The sequence below is a fragment of the Buttiauxella sp. AC038 genome (assembly GCF_979253565.1).
The window spans coordinates 1,388,242-1,406,623 of record NZ_CEEDCQ010000001.1 but is presented as its reverse complement, the minus strand read 5'-3'; the positions used below and the strand labels follow the sequence as shown (position 1 = coordinate 1,406,623).

Here is an 18,382-nt window from a genome sequence, read left to right as displayed (position 1 = left end):
ATTTATTTTGTCCGCATCGCTTCGGCAGGTAATAAAGGGACTCTGGGATATTTTTCCACTACCATTTCGCCTTCACTGGAAAATTCATTTCTTTGTTGGCGATGAAAACACAGCCAACCGATAAACATACCTAGAGCAACAATTGCAGAAAGGATGGAGTAAAGTGCTACCGGTCCAGCATCGAGTAAAACGGGAGTGACAAAGGCTAATAATGCACATGATAAACGTGCCACACCCACAATCGCCCCCTGAGCAGTTGAACGAAGCATGGTCGGAAATGATTCCTGCGACCACACTTTCATAATACCTTCAAAAGCCATACCACTGCCGGTAGCAGTAAATAAAAGGAAGCAGAACCACGATAATGGCGAGAAATTAAGTAATACGGGCATAAAGAAACCGCCAGCGAAGAAGAATGCGCCAATAATAAAAACCAGCATTCTTTTTGAGGTGTCTACCATCTTCATAAAGAGCAAACCAGATAATACTCCTACGGGCATCAACAATAAATTCCACAGAGAATTTTCCTCAACCGTAATGCCGACTACATTCACGGCAACATAAGTCCCGAATTGGCCGCCGGTATTTGCCGCCAGATTCACCAGCGTATAAAAAAAGCATAACGCTACAAACGGCCATAAATATTTCCCATGCAGTAAATCTTTAAACGACGATTTCTGTGCGCGAACCGTTGTCGCCCCGCGGCGATTCTCGTCACGAGCAAGTAACCACATTGGCGATTCAGGAATCGTCCAACGTAATAGCAGCAACACGGCGGCGACAATGCCCACATGAAGGTACATAATTTGTGCACCCAATTGCCCCCAACCCCCGGCGACGGCTGAAATTCCCATGGTGGTGCTGATACCTACCAGCCACAACAGGTTAGATAATCCGATAATCTTGCCACGGTTTTTATCACAGGCCGCTTCAGCAATCGTTGCCAAAGAAACCGGCAAATCAGCTCCTGTCGCCAGGCCAACAAACATCGTACCGGCCAGCAAAATGACAAAGACCTTGCCAAACGCCAGCATCAGCGATCCCAAAACAATCATTGCCATAGTGGCAATAAACACTTTTCTCCTGCCGAGGCGGTCGCCCAACCTGCCACCTAAAAATGCGCCAATTGCAATGCATAGAGTTAATACGCCGGAAAGTACACCAATATCAGCCGAAGTAATGCCAATCGCTTTCTGATAAATAACTAACGCTGTGCCATTGGAAACAATGGCGGCCGAGTCGATATAAGATGCCATTCCCGAAACAACCCCCACATACCAAGGGTTAATGATTTTTGTTTTATCCATAATATTGACTCCATTAAATTATTGTTTACGTCATGTATTACTTATTCCCATAAAAACTGATGAATATGAAAAATATGGCTATAATTCTGTAATTGAATAACTTAGATGTCTTTCCTGCGAGGGTGTACGAGAAAATCTCTTTTTATACACATCGGTTAAACGTGAGGCGTTAATAAAGCCGCAAAATAACGCCACATCTTTAATCGGCCGATCGGTAGTCCGTAAAAGTTCCTGTGCCTTTAACAAGCAACAAATTTGCTGGAATTTCTCGGGTGTGGTACCGGTCATCTCTTTAAAGAAACGAAACATCGTGCGTTTCGCCATCCCACACTCTTCGCACAAAGCGTCCCAATTAATATGTCGGCAATAGTTCTGGCGAACATAATTCAGTATTTTTTGCCCGCTACTTTCACTATTACGATTTCTTTCTCCCCGGCGGGCAATGCAGCGACACAGCAAAGAGACAATTTCCAGAATGGCTGCTTCTGTAGCAGAAAAGTAAACTGCATCAAAATGATCATCTCGCCTGGCTGTGACTTCTTCCGTTAACCCGACGATTTTCTGCAGTTCACTTTCGTTTAAAGTGAGCAGTTCTCTCACTGAAGGTTGAGTCGTCTCTCGGACAACATCCAACAATGCATCAATATTATGTATGAAACCAAAATGCCGGTCTTTATGAAATAAGAGATTAATAAGGGAAAGATTATTAGTCGACTCGTAATAATGAGTGTCATTCGCCGAAACAAAAAAGAAGTCACCTGTATAAACCAACTCCACCTGATCGTTAATAATATGAAAACCGCTGCCGCTACGCACAATAACCAGCTCATCAAAATCATGGCCGTGGGCATCTGCCATTTCCTGGTTATCCAACATAAATAAACAGAAGGCGTGTGCCTCTGAAAGAAAAAAATCTTGTGGTTGTTTAATTTCCATCTATTCACCTGCCAGTTATTTATTACATCGTGGTGATAGAGATATTAGAACTTAATATTAATGACAAGTCATTATGGCAAGATGGCACTGCGGCGTAAGTCACCGTGACGTTACTATCATTTTTTCTTAATAAGTCAGATTAGAGGGGGATGGCGAGGTAACGATTTTGTAGGGCGTGGCTTATCACCCTACACGATTAATATTCTGAAATTATATTCCTGAGCCTTGCGAATAACTCTCTTCGCCAAATACTCCCGTCGATAAATATCGATCGCCGCGGTCGCAGATAATTGCTACGACAACAGCCCCCGGATTTGCCTGTGCAACACGCAATGCACCCGCGACTGCACCGCCGGAACTCACGCCGCAGAAAATCCCCTCTTCACGGGCAAGTTTGCGCATCGTTCTCTCGGCTTCAACCTGTGACATATCAATCACTTCATCAACCAAAGCAGGGTTGAAGATCTTCGGTAGCCACTCTTCTGGCCAGCGGCGAATCCCCGGAATACTGCTGCCATCTTCAGGCTGTAAACCAACAATTTTGACTGGTTTGTCTTGTTCGCGCATAAACTGGCTGACGCCCGTGACTGTACCCGTGGTTCCCATACTGGAAACAAAATGCGTAATACGACCCTGTGTCTGCTGCCAGATCTCCGGCCCGGTTGTGCTGTAGTGCGCGTATGGGTTATCCGGGTTGTTGAACTGGTCGAGGACTTTGCCTTCGCCTCGTTCATCCATCAAACGTGCCATTTCGCGTGCGCCTTCCATGCCCTGCTCTTTGGTCACCAGAATCAATTCTGCGCCATAAGCCTGCATCGCCGCTTTGCGTTCCATACTCATGTTGTCAGGCATTAAAAGCTTCATTCGGTAGCCTTTAAGCGCTGCAATCATCGCCAATGCAATCCCGGTATTGCCGCTGGTCGCTTCAATGAGCGTATCTCCTGGGGAGATTTCACCGCGAGCTTCTGCGCGTACAATCATCGAAAGTGCAGCTCTGTCTTTAACCGAGCCTGCGGGGTTGTTCCCCTCAAGCTTCACCCAAATTTCACTGCCGTTATCAAGGCCGGTGCGCTGCAATTTAACCAGAGGTGTATTGCCAATCGTGCTTTCTAAGGTGTTCACTTGCCTGTCCAGAAAATAAGAAAAGCGGCCACGTGGGCCGCCTTTGCGTGTCGTGTTGTTCAGTAAACTTATCAGGCGGATTGCGCGAGGTCTACCTGGCCATTATAAGTACTGTGAATTCTGTTCTTCCCATCATACAAGCGCGCATGTTGCAGGCCGACAAACAGACGCTCACCACGCACAGGAACATAGTCTTCGCGCAGCACGACCGTTAACGGTTCGTCATACCAGCCCAACGGCTGCACAACCAGCTGCATGTAATGCCCACGTGGGCTGATTTCCAGCACCTGAACTGGCAGTGGCGAATCCAGATTAGTACGGCGGCTGACGTCCACTTCCCATGGGCGTAAGAACAAATCGACAGGCCCCTGGTGCGCAGGTGTAAAGCCAAGCGGCCAACGGTGTGCGCCAACATGGAACTGGCTGCCGCGCACAACGCCTTTCATACGGTTCACTTCACCAAGGAACTCCAGCACGAAACGAGTCGCGGGTTCGCGCCATACCGCTTCCGGCGTATCAACTTGTTCAATATTCCCCTGGCTCATGACCACCACGCGGTCCGCGACTTCCATCGCTTCTTCCTGGTCGTGGGTCACGAATACGCTGGTGAATTTCAGCTCTTCATGCAACTGGCGCAACCAGCGGCGCAACTCTTTACGTACCTGTGCATCCAGCGCACCGAATGGCTCATCAAGCAGCAAGATTTGCGGTTCAACCGCCAGCGCACGTGCCAACGCCACACGTTGCTTCTGCCCACCGGAAAGCTGTGCCGGGAAACGATCTGCCAGATGGGATAACTGCACCATCTCCAGCAAACGAGTGACTTTCTGTTTAATCGCTGCGGAAGAAGGACGTTCGCGGCGCGGCAGAACCGTCAGGCCAAAAGCGATGTTGTCGAACACCGTCATATGGCGAAACAGTGCGTAATGCTGGAACACAAAGCCCACTTTGCGGTCACGCGCGTGAATGCGGCTCACATCGGTGCCGTGGAAACTAATGCGCCCGCTGTTCTGGTGCTCAAGGCCCGCGATAATACGCAGCAGCGTGGTTTTACCGGAACCTGACGGCCCAAGCAATGCCACCATTTGGCCAGAAGGGATATCCAGCGAGATATCATTCAACACCTGGGTGCGACCAAAAGATTTCTTAATATTGGTAATATCAATGCTCATGATTCCCCTCCTGTTGCAGGCGTTTTTCCTGGCTATTCAAACGCCACTGCACCGCACTCTTTAAGAACAACGTAACGATTGCCATCAGGGTTAATAACGCCGCAGCGGTAAACGAGCCAACGGTGTTGTAGTCCTGCTGTAGCAATTCAATTTGTAACGGCAGTGAGAATGTCTCACCGCGGATAGAACCTGAAACCACCGACACGGCACCAAACTCACCAATGGCGCGAGCATTGGTTAACACCACGCCGTACAGCAGCGCCCAGCGGATATTGGGTAATGTAACGCGTCTGAACATCTGCCAGCCCGAAGCGCCGAGCAAAATCGCTGCTTCGTCTTCCTGGCTGCCCTGGCTCAACATCACTGGCACCAGTTCGCGCACCACAAACGGACAAGTCACGAAGATAGTCACCAACACCATGCCCGGCCAGGCGAACATAATCTGGATGTTATGCGCATCCATGAAGCCTGCCAGCGGGCCATTCGAACCGTAGAACAGCAGATAAACCAGTCCTGCGACTACGGGTGAAACCGCGAATGGAATATCCAGCAGCGTCAGTAACAACTGGCGGCCAGGGAAATCAAAGCGTGTCACCAGCCATGCCAGCAAAATACCGAACACCAGGTTCACCGGCACGGTAATCAGCGCAATCATTACGGTGAGCCAGATGGCGTGCAGCATATCCGGGTCAACAATATTGCGCAGCGCAGGCATCAGCCCTTTCGAGAAGGCCTGAGCGAAAATCGATGCCACTGGCACCACCAGCAGCAAAAACGAAATCAGTACGCCGAGGCCTATCAGCGTCCATTTGCCCCAGTTAAATCCAGTACGGCGATAGCTTTTCAATTCAGTTACGTCCGTCATCAGTGACCTACCACGCGCCGACCAAAGCGACTTTGCAACGTGTTAATGGTAAACAGCAGCAGCAGTGAAGCGGCAAGGATCACCGAGGCAATCGCACTGGCTGCCGGGTAATCAAACTCCTGCAAACGCACGAAAATCATCAGTGAGGTGACTTCGGTCTTCCAGGCGATGTTGCCGGCAATGAAAATTACTGCGCCGAATTCACCCAGGCTACGGGTGAATGAAAGTGCTACACCCGCCATCAGCGCCGGAGAAAGCTCCGGTAAAATCACGCGGCGAAAACTCTGCCAGCGCGTCGCACCCAGCGTTTCCGCAGCTTCTTCATATTCCGGGCCTAACTCTTCCAGCACGGGTTGAATGGTTCGCACTACAAACGGGATACTGGTAAATGCCATTGCCACGGCAATACCCAGCCAGGTGTACGTCACTTTAATGCCAAACTGCGCCAGCCATTCGCCGTACCAGCCGTTAACTGAAAACAGCCCGGCAAGCGTTAAACCCGCTACGGCAGTGGGCAGAGCAAAGGGTAAATCCATTAATGCATCAAGCAGGCTACGGCCCGGAAACTGGTAGCGCGTCAGGATCCACGCCATCAACATGCCAAAGAAACCGTTGAAGATAGACGCCACACCCGCAGACAGCAGCGTGACTTTATATGCCGCCACCACCTGCGGGTTGGTGATCACTTCCCAATACTGCGCCAGCGTCATCTCAGAGAGTTGCATCACCAGCGCACTTAACGGCAGCAGTAAAATCAGGCAAACAAACAGCAAACTGGTGCCGAGGCTTAAGGTAAAGCCCGGCAGCACCCGCTTGGAGGCAACAGAAAACATTACTCACGCCCCTTGCCGAGCAACTGGTCAAACTCACCGCCGCTGGCAAAGTGGGTTTTCATCGCTTCTGGCCAGCCACCGAACTCATCTTCCACACGGAACAATTCGGTCTGAGGGAATTTATCTTTCAGTTTTGCCATCACTTCCGGGTTATTCACACGGTAGTAATAGTCAGTGATGATGGTTTGTGCCGCCGGGCTATACAGGAAGTTCAGATACTCTTGTGCTGCTTTTTCAGTGCCGTTGGCTTTGACGTTTTTATCGACCCAGGCCACCGGGAACTCCGCCAGAATGTTGACCTTTGGCACAACCACTTCGTAGCCATCTTTCTCGTACTGTTTGCTAATGTTGTTAACTTCGGACTCAAAGCTAATCAACACATCACCCAGGTTACGCTCAACAAACGTTGTGGTTGCACCACGGCCGCCGGTGTCAAACACTTCAACGTTTTTCAGGAACTGGGTCATGAACTGTTCTGTTTTGGCTTTATCGCCGCCGTCAGCTTTGTTGGCTGCACCCCATGCACCTAAGTAGGTGTAACGGGCATTACCTGAAGTTTTTGGGTTAGGGAAAATCAGCTTTACGTCCGGGCGAACCAGGTCGCTCCAGTCGTGAATATTTTTAGGGTTGCCCTTGCGCACCAGGAACGCCATGGTGGAATAGAACGGCGAACTGTTGTTTGGCAAACGCGCCTGCCAGTCGGCTGGAATCAGGTTGCCTTTGTCATGCAGGATCTGCACATCCGAAACCTGGTTATAAGTTACAACGTCTGCTTTTAAGCCCTGCAAAATCGCCAGCGCTTGTTTTGATGACCCGGCATGAGATTGTTTAATCACCAGCTTGTCGCCGTTATTTTCCTCAGCCCACTGTTTCTGGAAGGCAGGATTGAGCGCGGCAAACAGCTCGCGAGACACATCATAAGAGCTGTTCAGCAGTTCTGTAGCATGGGCTGAACCTGCCAGCAATGCAGAAACAACCAAAGCACTCCAGACTTTTTTAACCGATGTCATTGCCATTGGGCACCCTTATAAATGTGATAACGATCGAGCTTTATGGTTACCAGTGTATTTATAACGAGTGTCAAAGCTGTAACGGTTTTATATATCGTTTGGTGATTTGCAATAAGAAAGGGATATATACCCGTCATACTTCAAGTTGCGGTGGGGTTGGATCTAATTATTTCAGGTATCAAAGGTAGGGCGTTAGCGGCGAAGGCAGTCTGACGACGGCCAGCGCGCAAAAACCGGAGCGTACATGAAGTACGTGAGGATTTTGAGCACTGCCCGGTGCCAGAATGGCGAGTAAGGTAGCCCTTACAGGTTTAGAAGCTTGTCTAAAGACGGCGCGAAATAATACCCGCCGGTTACCGGTTTGGTGAAACGCAGCATGCCATCGCGCTTACCGTCGGTTTCGCCAAACATGCTCAGCAGTTGCTGCTCAATGTTATGCAAACGGGCGCAATAAGCGATGAAGTACAGGCCGTGGGTACCGCTCGCCGTGCCGTATGGCAGGCTCTGGCGCACAATTTTCAGGCCTTTACCATTTTCTTTCAAATCGACACGCGTCAGGTGAGATGTTTCCGGGCGCTCATCACCGTCAATCTCTTCGTTGGCCTCTTTAGTACGGCCAATGATCATTTCCTGATCTTGGGTGCTCATGCGGTTAAGCTGCTTGAGATTATGCTCCCAACGCTGGACAAACACATAGCTGCCGCCTGCATCCACACCGTCGTTAATCACCGCGACTTCACGGCGCGTTTCTTCGCCCTGCGGGTTTTCGGTGCCATCAACAAAACCACTTAAATCGCGCTCTTCAACCCAGCGGAAACCATGGATTTCTTCTTCAATTTTCAGCGCGTCGCCAAATGCTGCAAGCGCTGCCTGTGCCACAGAGAAATTCACGTCATGGCGCAGAGAAAGAATATGGATCATCACGTCATGTTGCGTTGCTGGCGCAAGACCTTTGCCCAATGGAGCAAAGTTTTTCAACTCGGCCGCACCCACACCGCCGCTGAGATCGCGCCATAGATCGTGACCAAACGCCACCACAGCACCTAAATTCGCATCAGGGAATTTATCCTGAAACGCAGTCAGTGATTGATTAAAGGTTTTACAACCCTGGCGAATAGCATCGAAATCGCCCTGAATACTCGCTTCCAGCCAAACGGCGGCGCGACAATGTTCTGGCAGAATGCCAGATTGAACACGAGACATGAATCCTCCTAAAAAACACACGCCACTCTACGTGGCGTTTATTCCCTTATGATACCCAATTCCAGCAACACCTTATTGAGAAGGCGCAAGCCAGCGGTTATTTTTATCGACGCCAGATAATTTTACTGATCTTCCAGGTTTTGAGCGTATCGTCAGACGGCATCAACTCCTGCCCGCCATGCCATTCGCCGCTGAAAATGTAGCTGATGTGCTGGCTGTCTTTGGCCTTACACTCGACACCGTCACTATCATCTCCAGTCCCTTTGACACACGCGCCAAATGCTTTGTCGTACAGGTCGCTAAAGGTGGTACCAATCTTCACGCCGCTATCGGTTTCGATGTCGCTATCCATAACATCAACGCGGCTTACAGTGCCTTTTTCGCCGTTGACGACAACCATCACGGTTTTGTCATCCATCGCTTCATAGAAGCGAACAATCTCACCGTTATCGGTTTTCATGCCGCTGCGTAAACGGTAGTTATCATTCAATGCGCTGCTGACTGCTTTTTCATCCATCGGTGTGCTGGCATTTAGCTCCCCGACCCCCTTCTCGCTGACTTCAATTGACGAACCAAACCAGTTCCACGGATTTGCCGCAGACCAGTTGACGGATGACAGCGTCGAACAGCCTGCTAACACCAGCGGCAGCCCTAATAACATCAGGCGCAGTTTTTTCATCAGAAATTCCTTATTAAGCATGGATACGCGCTTTGGAGTGCAAACTTTCCCAAAAGTGCCCGGTTATTCACGATTGATAGTGAAGTAATCCCGTAAACGACGGCTGGTGACTAACCACCACAAGGCAAATAAATCGGCAAGCAGCAGGAACAAGGTTACTTCTGTCAACTCCTCACCTTGCCACAGCAGCAGCAACTGCCAGGTCAGTAGCACCAGTTGTGCTGCAATTAACACCCAGCGCAACGCTGCCCAAACTCGGGGGTACAAATGGCGGCGACCACTGATCATAAAGGCCAATGCAGCAGGAACGCCAGGCAATAGCCCGAACCAGAAATTGTCGCGGTCAGGATAGAAGACACCAAGGATGGCATCGCCCTGTTGACGGGACGCTGCCGCCAGCACCAGAACAAACCAGGTTCGCGCCTGCAAAAGAAGGGTACACCAGAACAAAAAAGGTGTTTTCAGATTACCGTGGATATCGTAATCCGAAGGTGGATACAGCACAGGCATTAATATTCCTGGTCTTCAATCAATCGCTTGCCGAGTAGCATTACATCTTGCTGCTCATACTCGAGCCGCTCATACATGCCAATCACCAACTCGTTTTCTTCACGCACCATGATTTGAATTTTTGGGCAACCGCGTGCGATTAACTTCTTTTCAAGTCGGCTCAGCAACGCATTGGCGATGCCGCGACCACGATATTCCGGGTGCACGCCAAGGTAATAAGCTGATCCTCGGTGGCCGTCATATCCGCCCATCAGCGAGCCAACAACTTCGCCGCCCACTTCTGCCACTAAGAACAGATCCGCGTCATGATTGAGTTTGCGTTCAATATCCATCTCAGGATCGTTCCATGGACGCAGTAAGTCGCAACGTTCCCAAAGCGTAATGACTTCTTCGAAATCATCCTGGCGAAAAACACGTATTTCCATGGTATTAGCCACCTGAAAGTCTAAAACAGTGATTATGGCGTTAAGTTTCTGTTTAGCCAATATCTGCCGCAAAACGAGGCAAAAAATGACATACTAGCCACTCATTCATTTTTGGTAATGAAAATCCCACAAATGCTTGTCGTTTACCCTTTGCCGATACGCTATAAATGCCTATCTGCAATTTTAAAGATAAAAATATTAGCCGCATGAGCAAAATTAAATCACTGACGCATCTGACTACCCGCCGCCAGTTACTGCTTACTGGGTTGGCTGCTTTAACGTTAACGGGCGTAAATAAGGCTTTAGCCAGCTCCGAGACGAAACCTCTTAAAACCACCACTAACCACAGCAAACCGAGCAAAAAATCGGGTGGACGTCGGGTAGTGATGCTTGACCCAGGCCACGGCGGTATTGATACCGGCGCGATTGGCCATAATGGTTCTAAAGAGAAACATGTCGTACTGGCCATTGCTAAAAATGTACGAAACATCCTTAAAAGCAATGGGATAGAGGCCAAACTCACACGCACCAGCGATGAATTCATCCCGCTGTACGATCGTGTAGAAATCGCCCACAAACACGGGGCCGATCTCTTTATGTCGATTCATGCTGATGGTTTTACGAACCCGTCTGCTGCCGGTGCGTCGGTGTTTGCCCTTTCCAATCGCGGCGCAAGTAGTGCGATGGCGAAATACCTCTCGGATAAAGAAAACGCCGCCGATGATGTCGCAGGTAGCAAGGTCAAACATAAAGACCAGTATCTACAACAGGTACTGTTCGACCTGGTGCAAACCGACACCATCAAAAACAGCCTGACGCTCGGCTCGCATATCCTCAAACAGATTAAGCCAGTGCATAAATTGCACAGCCGGAACACGGAACAAGCGGCATTTGTGGTGTTGAAGTCGCCGTCGATTCCTTCCGTACTGGTTGAAACGTCATTCATCACCAACCCTGGTGAAGAGAAATTATTAGGCACTCCCGCGTTTCGCCAGAAAATTGCTAATGCGATTGCCTCCGGCATCATTAGCTACTTTAATTGGTTTGATAACCAAAAAGCCCACAGTAAGAAACGTTGAACCCTATGAACTTGCCAGATATCCAGGCCGTAAAAAAATTCCTGCTGCAATTGCAGGACACCATTTGCCAGCAACTGAGCAATATTGATGGAGCTGCATTTGAAGAAGACAGCTGGCAACGCGAAGGCGGTGGCGGCGGGCGCAGCCGGGTGTTACGCGGTGGGAATATCTTTGAGCAAGCGGGCGTTAACTTCTCCCACGTTCATGGCGATGCGATGCCTGCATCAGCAACGGCTCATCGCCCGGAACTTGCCGGGCGCAGCTTTGAAGCAATGGGCGTCTCCCTCGTGGTACATCCGCTCAGCCCGTACATTCCCACCAGCCATGCCAACGTGCGCTTTTTCATTGCCGAAAAGCCGGGCTGTGACCCGGTGTGGTGGTTTGGCGGCGGCTTTGATTTAACACCGTTTTACGGTTTTGAAGAAGACGCCATTCACTGGCACCAAACCGCGCATGATTTGTGCCAGCCGTTTGGCGATGACGTGTTCCCGCGTTACAAAAAGTGGTGTGACGATTACTTCTTTATTAAGCATCGTAATGAACAACGCGGTATTGGCGGCCTGTTCTTTGACGATCTGAACACCCCGGATTTCGACCATTGCTTTAGTTTTATGCAGGCGGTGGGCAACGGTTATCTGGATGCGTATCTGCCGATTGTAGAACGCCGTAAAGCGTTGCCGTGGGGCGAGCGCGAGCGCGACTTCCAGCTTTATCGCCGTGGCCGTTATGTGGAGTTTAACCTTGTGTGGGATCGCGGAACGCTGTTTGGTTTGCAGACGGGTGGGCGTACCGAGTCGATTTTAATGTCGATGCCGCCACTGGTTCGCTTTGAATATAACTATCAGCCAGAAGAAGGCAGCCCGGAGGCTGCCTTGTATCGTGATTTCCTGCCGGTTAGGGATTGGGTTTAACCACCCTCACCCCAACCCTGAAAGCTGTCTCTTATACACATTTCGCTCTGGCAATCTGTCAGGGCGAGATCTGTAAGATGAGCATTTTTTCCGTTCACCCGAATGTCTGGCGACTTCTGCAACCATTATTAACGGTGAACGTATCAAGGAGAGAACGCCCTCTCCTTGATAATCCTGGCGCCCGGTAATTAAATTGCCGCTGCGCGGTAAACCCCAGCTTATCCCCAACGTTCAGGGTCGTTCGCGACTCGCTCCCGGCGATCGCTCTCTTTCGCTGCTCCCGGCAGCTCAACCCTGACTTATGGGCAACGCCGGGGCAATTTATACCGGGAACAAGGTCAAAACCGGTTCGGTTTTTGACCTTAGCTTTTGACGTTGACCTTTGAGTCCGGCATAAATCGCCTCCGGTTTGACTGTAAGGCCGGGTCGAGCCGTCGGGAACGGCGAGAGGTTGTGAGCGCCGGGAGCGCGTCGCAACCGACCCTGGGACTGAAAGGAAAAACGGAGGTTTACTGCGAAGCAGCGATTTAATCGCCGGGAGCCGGGATTATCAAGGGTGCTGCGGTAGCACCCTTGATACGTTCACCGGTTCGGTAACTACAGAGATCTCTGAACGTTTAGTGAACGGAACCTTCTCTGAATCAGCAGGAACTGCCCCTCAAAGATCTGTATAAGAGACAGCCCTCAAGGAGAGAGGGAAACCAGACTCACAGCGGAACGGTCTGCGCCTCAACCACCGCCAGCGCCACCATATTCACAATACGACGAACGGACGCAATCGGGGTTAACACATGCACCGGTTTCGCCACGCCCATCAATACTGGTCCGACTGTCACCCCTTCGGAGCTGGAAACACGCAACAAGTTGTAGCTAATACGTGCCGCTTCGACGTTTGGCATGATCAGGATATTTGCCGAACCTTTCAGTGGGCTGTCAGGCATACGCTCGTTACGAATGCTTTCCACCAGCGCCGCATCACCATGCATTTCACCGTCAATTTCCAGTTCTGGCGCACGCTCACGCACCATCTCCAGCGTTTTACGCATCTTGCATGCCGCTTTCGAATCGGAGGAACCATAGTTGGAATGCGACAACAACGCGACTTTTGGCTCGATACCAAAGCGACGCACAGTTTCTGCGGCTAATAAGGTAATTTCTGTCAGCTCTTCCGGCGACGGATCGTCATTCACATAGGTATCAGCAATAAAGGTGTTGCCGCTTGGCAGCAACAGTGCGTTCATTGCCCCAGCCGCTTTCACGCCTTCACGATACCCGAACAACTTTTCCACCACAGAGAAGTGCTCGTGATACTCACCGATGGTACCGCAAATCATGGCATCCGCTTCACCACGGTGCACCATAATTGCGCCGATAACCGTGGTATTGCTGATCACGGCTCGCTGCGCCTGCTCTTGCGTAATACCGCGGCGTTTCATGATGTTGTAGTACTCATTCCAGTACTCTTTGAAACGCGGATCGGATTCGTTATTCACAATCTCAAAATCGCGCCCGGCTTGCATTTGCAGGCCGAGTTTCTTCAGGCGCATTTCGATAACCGCCGGGCGACCAATCAGAATCGGTTTCGCCAAACCAAGTGTAATCAGCTCCTGAGTCGCATGTAGCACGCGCGCCTCTTCACCTTCTGTCAGCACCACACGTTTTGGATCTTTTCGGGCCTGAGAGAAGATTGGCTTCATAAACAGGTTAGTTTTGTAGACGAACTCGGTCAGTTTTTCGCGATAAGCGTCGAAATCCTGAATCGGACGTGTTGCCACACCGGTTTCCATTGCCGCTTTCGCCACTGCGGGTGCGATTTGTACGATAAGACGCGGGTCGAATGGTTTTGGAATCAGGTAATCAGGGCCGAAAGTCAGCTCTTCTTCACCGTAAGCAGAAGCCACTACATCGCTCTGCTCTGCGTGAGCCAGTTCGGCAATCGCGTGAACCGCCGCCAGTTTCATCTCTTCATTAATTGCCGTTGCGCCAACATCGAGCGCGCCACGGAAGATGAACGGGAAGCACAACACGTTGTTAACCTGGTTCGGGAAGTCAGAACGCCCGGTGCAGATAATCGCATCAGGGCGCACTTCTTTTGCCAGCGGTGGCAGAATTTCCGGCTCAGGGTTTGCCAGCGCCAGAATCAATGGCGCGCGCGCCATCTTCTTGACCATCTCCTGGCTCATGGCTTTCGGGCCAGAACAGCCGAGGAAAATATCCGCACCTTCAATCACTTCGTCGAGCGTGCGCTTACCGTTATCTTCCACCGCGTAAGCCGCTTTGGTTTCAGCCATGTTTTCTTCACGGCCCTTATAGATAACGCCTTTCGAATCGCACACAACGATGTTGTGTTTCTGGATGCCCAATTGCACCAGCAGGTTCATACAGGCGATAGCCGATGCGCCCGCGCCAGAAACCACTAAACGCACATCAGAGATATTCTTCTCAACTACACGCAGACCGTTTAGTACCGCCGCAGTACAGATGATGGCCGTACCATGCTGATCGTCATGGAACACAGGAATGTTCATGCGCTCGCGCAGCTTTTTCTCGATGTAGAAGCACTCTGGCGCTTTGATATCCTCCAGGTTAATGCCGCCAAACGTTGGTTCTAGTGCAGCAATCACCTCAATCAGTTTATCCGGGTCCATTTCATCGACTTCAATATCAAACACGTCGATACCGGCGAATTTCTTAAACAGAACGCCCTTACCTTCCATCACCGGCTTGCCCGCCAGTGCGCCGATATTACCTAGCCCTAACACCGCAGTGCCGTTGGAAATAACGCCGACCAGGTTGCCACGCGCGGTGTATTTGTAAGCCGCCAGTGGGTCTTTTTCGATTTCGAGACAAGGTGCCGCAACGCCCGGAGAGTAGGCCAATGCTAAGTCACGCTGGGTCGCCAGCGGTTTGGTTGGCGAAACCTGAATTTTACCGGGGACTGGGAATTCATGAAAATCGAGGGCACTTTGTCTTAGTTGTTCGTCCATTTCTTCGTTCCTTTTTTATCACTCTCAAGGGTCGTAAGGTCACGTTAAGATCGCTTTAGGGCCACGTAGTATCACGCTTGCGCGCGTTCTAAACTTTGAACATCGCCATACTATCAGCAACGTCTTGCAAAAATGTTAGAAAATCAGAGCCATTATGTTACCTGGCATTAACAACAATGCCATGCCTATCTGCTATGCTTTTTAGTTATGCCAACGATGAATTTCCATCGTGAGTGACATGGAGCACTCAAATTAGACTTTGCATTTCAAGGAGATAGTCATGAATCAGTTAGATAGTATCAAGAAATTCACCACCGTTGTTGCCGACAGCGGTGACATTGAATCTATCCGCAATTACCAGCCTATCGATGCGACGACCAACCCCTCGCTATTACTGAAGGCAGCAGGTTTGGCGCACTATCAAACGCTCATTGAAGATGCCATTGCTTACGGTAAACAGCGCGGCGACACGCGAGAGGCCCAGGTCGCTCAAGCCTGTGACAAACTTGCGGTCAGTTTCGGTGCGGAAATTCTGAAAAGCATTCCTGGACGCGTCTCAACAGAAGTGGACGCCCGTCTCTCATTTGATAAAGAAAAAAGCATCGCGAAAGCCCGCCATTTGATTGCTCTTTATGAAGAGCTGGGCATTGATAAGTCGCGAGTTTTAATCAAGCTTGCTTCAACCTGGGAAGGTATTCGTGCCGCCGAAGAACTGCAAAAAGAGGGTATCGATTGTAACCTGACGCTGCTGTTCTCTTTTGCTCAGGCACGAGCCTGTGCGGAAGCTGGCGTGTTCCTGATATCACCGTTCGTCGGGCGTATCTACGACTGGTATCAGGCCCGCAAACCGATGGACCCGTATGTGGTTGAAGAAGATCCAGGCGTCAAATCGGTACGCAATATCTATGATTACTTTAAGCAGCACAACTACAGCACCATCGTGATGGGCGCGAGCTTCCGCCGCACCGAACAGATTCTTGCATTAGTTGGCTGCGATCGCCTGACTATCGCCCCTAACCTGCTGCAACAGTTGCAGGAGAGCGAAGAGCCGGTGGTACGCAAACTGGTGCCGCTGTCACAGGGCTTCCGTCGCCCGGAACCTATCAGCGAAGCAGATTTCCGTTGGGAGCATAATCAGGATCCAATGGCGGTAGAAAAATTGGCAGAGGGCATCCGCCTGTTCGCCATCGATCAACGAAAACTGGAAGATTTGCTCGCCGCCAAACTTTGAACGACAACCACGGAGTGAAACATGTCATCTCGTAAAGAGCTTGCTAATGCCATTCGTGCCCTGAGTATGGACGCGGTACAAAAAGCGAATTCGGGCCACCCTGGCGCACCGATGGGGATGGCTGATATTGCCGAAGTGTTATGGAACGAATTCCTGCACCATAACCCGACGAACCCCACATGGGCTGACCGTGACCGCTTTATTCTCTCTAACGGCCACGCCTCGATGCTGCTCTACAGCCTGTTGCATCTGAGCGGGTATGACTTGCCGATGGAAGAGCTAAAAAACTTCCGTCAACTTCACTCCAAAACCCCCGGCCACCCGGAAATTGGTTATACACCCGGTGTTGAAACCACCACCGGGCCGCTTGGCCAGGGGCTGGCAAATGCGGTCGGCATGGCCATTGCTGAACGCACGTTAGGGGCGCAATTTAACCGCCCCGACCATGAAATTGTCGATCACTTTACCTACGTATTTATGGGGGATGGCTGCCTGATGGAAGGCATCTCCCACGAAGTTTGTTCACTGGCAGGTACCCTCGGCCTTGGCAAACTCATCGGTTTCTATGACCACAACGGCATTTCGATTGATGGCGAAACCAAAGGCTGGTTTACCGACGACACCGCCAAACGTTTTGAGGCTTATCACTGGCATGTGGTGCATGAAATTGATGGCCACGACCCGCAAGCCGTGAAGAAGGCGATTGAGGAAGCGCAAAGCGTGAAAGATAAACCGTCGCTGATTATCTGCCGCACTATCATTGGCTTTGGCTCGCCAAACAAAGCGGGCAAAGAAGAGGCACATGGCGCGGCACTCGGCGAGCAGGAAGTGGCACTCGCCCGTAAACAATTGGGCTGGAAATACCCTGCATTTGAGATCCCAAGAGAGATTTACCAGGCCTGGGATGCCAGAGAAAAAGGCGAGCAGGCAGAAACGGCGTGGAACGATAAGTTTGCCGCTTACTCCAAAGCTCACCCGGATCTCGCCGCTGAATTTAACCGCCGTATGCACGGTGAAATGCCGGAGGATTGGCAAGACCTCACGCAGCAATACATTGAAAAGTTGCAGGCCAATCCAGAGAAAATTGCCACCCGTAAGGCCTCACAAAACACGTTGAATGCCTATGGCCCAAGCCTGCCTGAATTGCTCGGCGGCTCGGCTGATTTAGCGCCAAGTAACCTGACCATCTGGAAAGAGTCTAAATCCATCAAAGAGGATCTCGCCGGGAATTACATTCACTACGGCGTGCGCGAATTCGGTATGACCGCCATCGCCAATGGCATCGCCCATCACGGTGGATTTGTGCCCTATACCGCGACCTTCCTGATGTTCGTGGAGTACGCGCGCAACGCGGCGCGTATGGCGGCACTGATGAAAGCGCGACAAATCATGGTCTATACCCATGACTCCATCGGCCTTGGCGAAGACGGCCCTACACATCAGGCGGTAGAACAACTTGCCAGCCTACGTCTGACACCGAACTTCAGCACCTGGCGCCCGTGCGATCAGGTTGAAGCTGCTGTAGCCTGGAAAGCGGCAATCGAGCGGCATAACGGCCCAACAGCGCTGATTCTTTCGCGTCAGAACCTGGCACAAATGGATCGTACTGCCGAGCAGGTCAGCGCCATCAGTCGCGGTGGTTATATTCTGAAAGACAGCGGCGGTACGCCAGATGTGATTCTGATTGCCACGGGTTCGGAGATGGAAATTACGGTACTTGCAGCAGATAAGCTCGCCGCCGATGGCCACAAAGTACGCGTGGTTTCACTGCCTTCGACCGACATTTTTGACGCTCAGGACGAAGCGTATCGCGAGTCGGTATTACCTTCAGATATTGCTGCACGAGTGGCAGTTGAAGCGGGTATTGCGGATTACTGGTACAAATATGTCGGTCTGAAAGGGGCGATTGTCGGCATGACGACTTACGGGGAATCGGCACCTGCCGATAAGTTATTCCCGTTCTTTGGCTTTACTACCGAGAATGTGGTGGCGAAGGCGAAGAAGGTGATGGGTGTTTAGTCGAAAATAAGTATTGTGAATCCCCAGGAGCTTACACAAGTAAGTGACTGGGGTGAACGAAAGCAGCTAACGCATCTGCAGCTTGAAGTATGA

The 18,382-nt window shown here is 50.8% G+C and carries 16 protein-coding genes; 4 read left to right on the top strand and 12 right to left on the bottom strand.

From position 1 onward, the window contains the following. Positions 1–2 precede the first annotated feature (2 nt). The 11 genes from AC0IXI_RS06745 to AC0IXI_RS06695 form a co-directional block, all read right to left on the bottom strand. On the bottom strand, positions 3–1,307 hold the full coding sequence (locus AC0IXI_RS06745) for an MFS transporter (protein ID WP_471682144.1): 1,305 nt from the start codon (positions 1,305–1,307) through the stop codon (positions 3–5). Between the two features lie 78 nt (positions 1,308–1,385). Next, positions 1,386–2,243 carry a helix-turn-helix domain-containing protein gene (locus AC0IXI_RS06740; protein ID WP_471682143.1) on the bottom strand — a complete coding sequence of 286 codons (858 nt, stop codon included), beginning with the start codon at positions 2,241–2,243 and terminating at the stop codon, positions 1,386–1,388. A gap of 210 nt (positions 2,244–2,453) precedes the next feature. Further along, positions 2,454–3,365, bottom strand: coding sequence for a cysteine synthase CysM (gene cysM, locus AC0IXI_RS06735; protein WP_064512914.1), 912 nt, complete (start codon positions 3,363–3,365; stop codon positions 2,454–2,456). Positions 3,366–3,436: 71 nt separating this feature from the next. Next, positions 3,437–4,537 (bottom strand): sulfate/thiosulfate ABC transporter ATP-binding protein CysA, encoded by a 1,101-nt coding sequence (cysA, locus tag AC0IXI_RS06730; RefSeq protein WP_064512916.1) that lies wholly within the window; start codon positions 4,535–4,537, stop codon positions 3,437–3,439. Then, a complete protein-coding gene (gene cysW / locus AC0IXI_RS06725; RefSeq protein ID WP_064512918.1) occupies positions 4,527–5,402 on the bottom strand; it encodes a sulfate/thiosulfate ABC transporter permease CysW in 876 nt (291 codons plus the stop codon). Before cysW ends, cysA begins: the two co-directional genes overlap by 11 nt. After that, positions 5,402–6,235 carry a sulfate/thiosulfate ABC transporter permease CysT gene (cysT, locus tag AC0IXI_RS06720; protein ID WP_064512920.1) on the bottom strand — a complete coding sequence of 278 codons (834 nt, stop codon included), beginning with the start codon at positions 6,233–6,235 and terminating at the stop codon, positions 5,402–5,404. Before cysT ends, cysW begins: the two co-directional genes overlap by 1 nt. Next, complete coding sequence (locus tag AC0IXI_RS06715) at positions 6,235–7,251, bottom strand: sulfate ABC transporter substrate-binding protein (protein WP_471682142.1); 1,017 nt, start codon at positions 7,249–7,251, stop codon at positions 6,235–6,237. Before AC0IXI_RS06715 ends, cysT begins: the two co-directional genes overlap by 1 nt. Before the next feature lie 297 nt (positions 7,252–7,548). Further along, complete coding sequence (locus AC0IXI_RS06710; protein ID WP_134185035.1) at positions 7,549–8,448, bottom strand: Dyp-type peroxidase; 900 nt, start codon at positions 8,446–8,448, stop codon at positions 7,549–7,551. Between the two features lie 103 nt (positions 8,449–8,551). Continuing rightward, on the bottom strand, positions 8,552–9,127 hold the full coding sequence (locus tag AC0IXI_RS06705) for an RpoE-regulated lipoprotein (RefSeq protein WP_134185033.1): 576 nt from the start codon (positions 9,125–9,127) through the stop codon (positions 8,552–8,554). Positions 9,128–9,190: 63 nt separating this feature from the next. Beyond that, positions 9,191–9,637: a DUF2919 domain-containing protein gene (locus AC0IXI_RS06700; protein WP_422569735.1), complete on the bottom strand. Its 447-nt coding sequence runs from the start codon at positions 9,635–9,637 to the stop codon at positions 9,191–9,193. Continuing rightward, positions 9,637–10,062, bottom strand: coding sequence for a GNAT family acetyltransferase (locus AC0IXI_RS06695; RefSeq protein ID WP_064512930.1), 426 nt, complete (start codon positions 10,060–10,062; stop codon positions 9,637–9,639). The genes AC0IXI_RS06700 and AC0IXI_RS06695 overlap by 1 nt, the downstream gene beginning before the upstream one ends. 206 nt (positions 10,063–10,268) lie before the next feature. Here AC0IXI_RS06695 and amiA point away from each other — a divergent pair, with 206 nt between their 5' ends. Both amiA and hemF read left to right on the top strand, forming a co-directional pair. Further along, positions 10,269–11,141, top strand: coding sequence for an N-acetylmuramoyl-L-alanine amidase AmiA (gene amiA / locus AC0IXI_RS06690; protein WP_064513158.1), 873 nt, complete (start codon positions 10,269–10,271; stop codon positions 11,139–11,141). A gap of 5 nt (positions 11,142–11,146) precedes the next feature. After that, on the top strand, positions 11,147–12,052 hold the full coding sequence (gene hemF, locus AC0IXI_RS06685; RefSeq protein ID WP_471682141.1) for an oxygen-dependent coproporphyrinogen oxidase: 906 nt from the start codon (positions 11,147–11,149) through the stop codon (positions 12,050–12,052). 707 nt (positions 12,053–12,759) lie between these two features. Here hemF and maeB read toward each other — a convergent pair. Then, a complete protein-coding gene (gene maeB, locus AC0IXI_RS06680; protein ID WP_034459057.1) occupies positions 12,760–15,039 on the bottom strand; it encodes an NADP-dependent oxaloacetate-decarboxylating malate dehydrogenase in 2,280 nt (759 codons plus the stop codon). A gap of 280 nt (positions 15,040–15,319) precedes the next feature. Between maeB and tal the strand changes: the two genes are divergently transcribed. Further along, positions 15,320–16,270 (top strand): transaldolase, encoded by a 951-nt coding sequence (tal, locus tag AC0IXI_RS06675; protein ID WP_134185026.1) that lies wholly within the window; start codon positions 15,320–15,322, stop codon positions 16,268–16,270. A gap of 21 nt (positions 16,271–16,291) precedes the next feature. After that, complete coding sequence (gene tkt, locus AC0IXI_RS06670) at positions 16,292–18,289, top strand: transketolase (protein WP_471682140.1); 1,998 nt, start codon at positions 16,292–16,294, stop codon at positions 18,287–18,289. Positions 18,290–18,382: the final 93 nt, after the last annotated feature.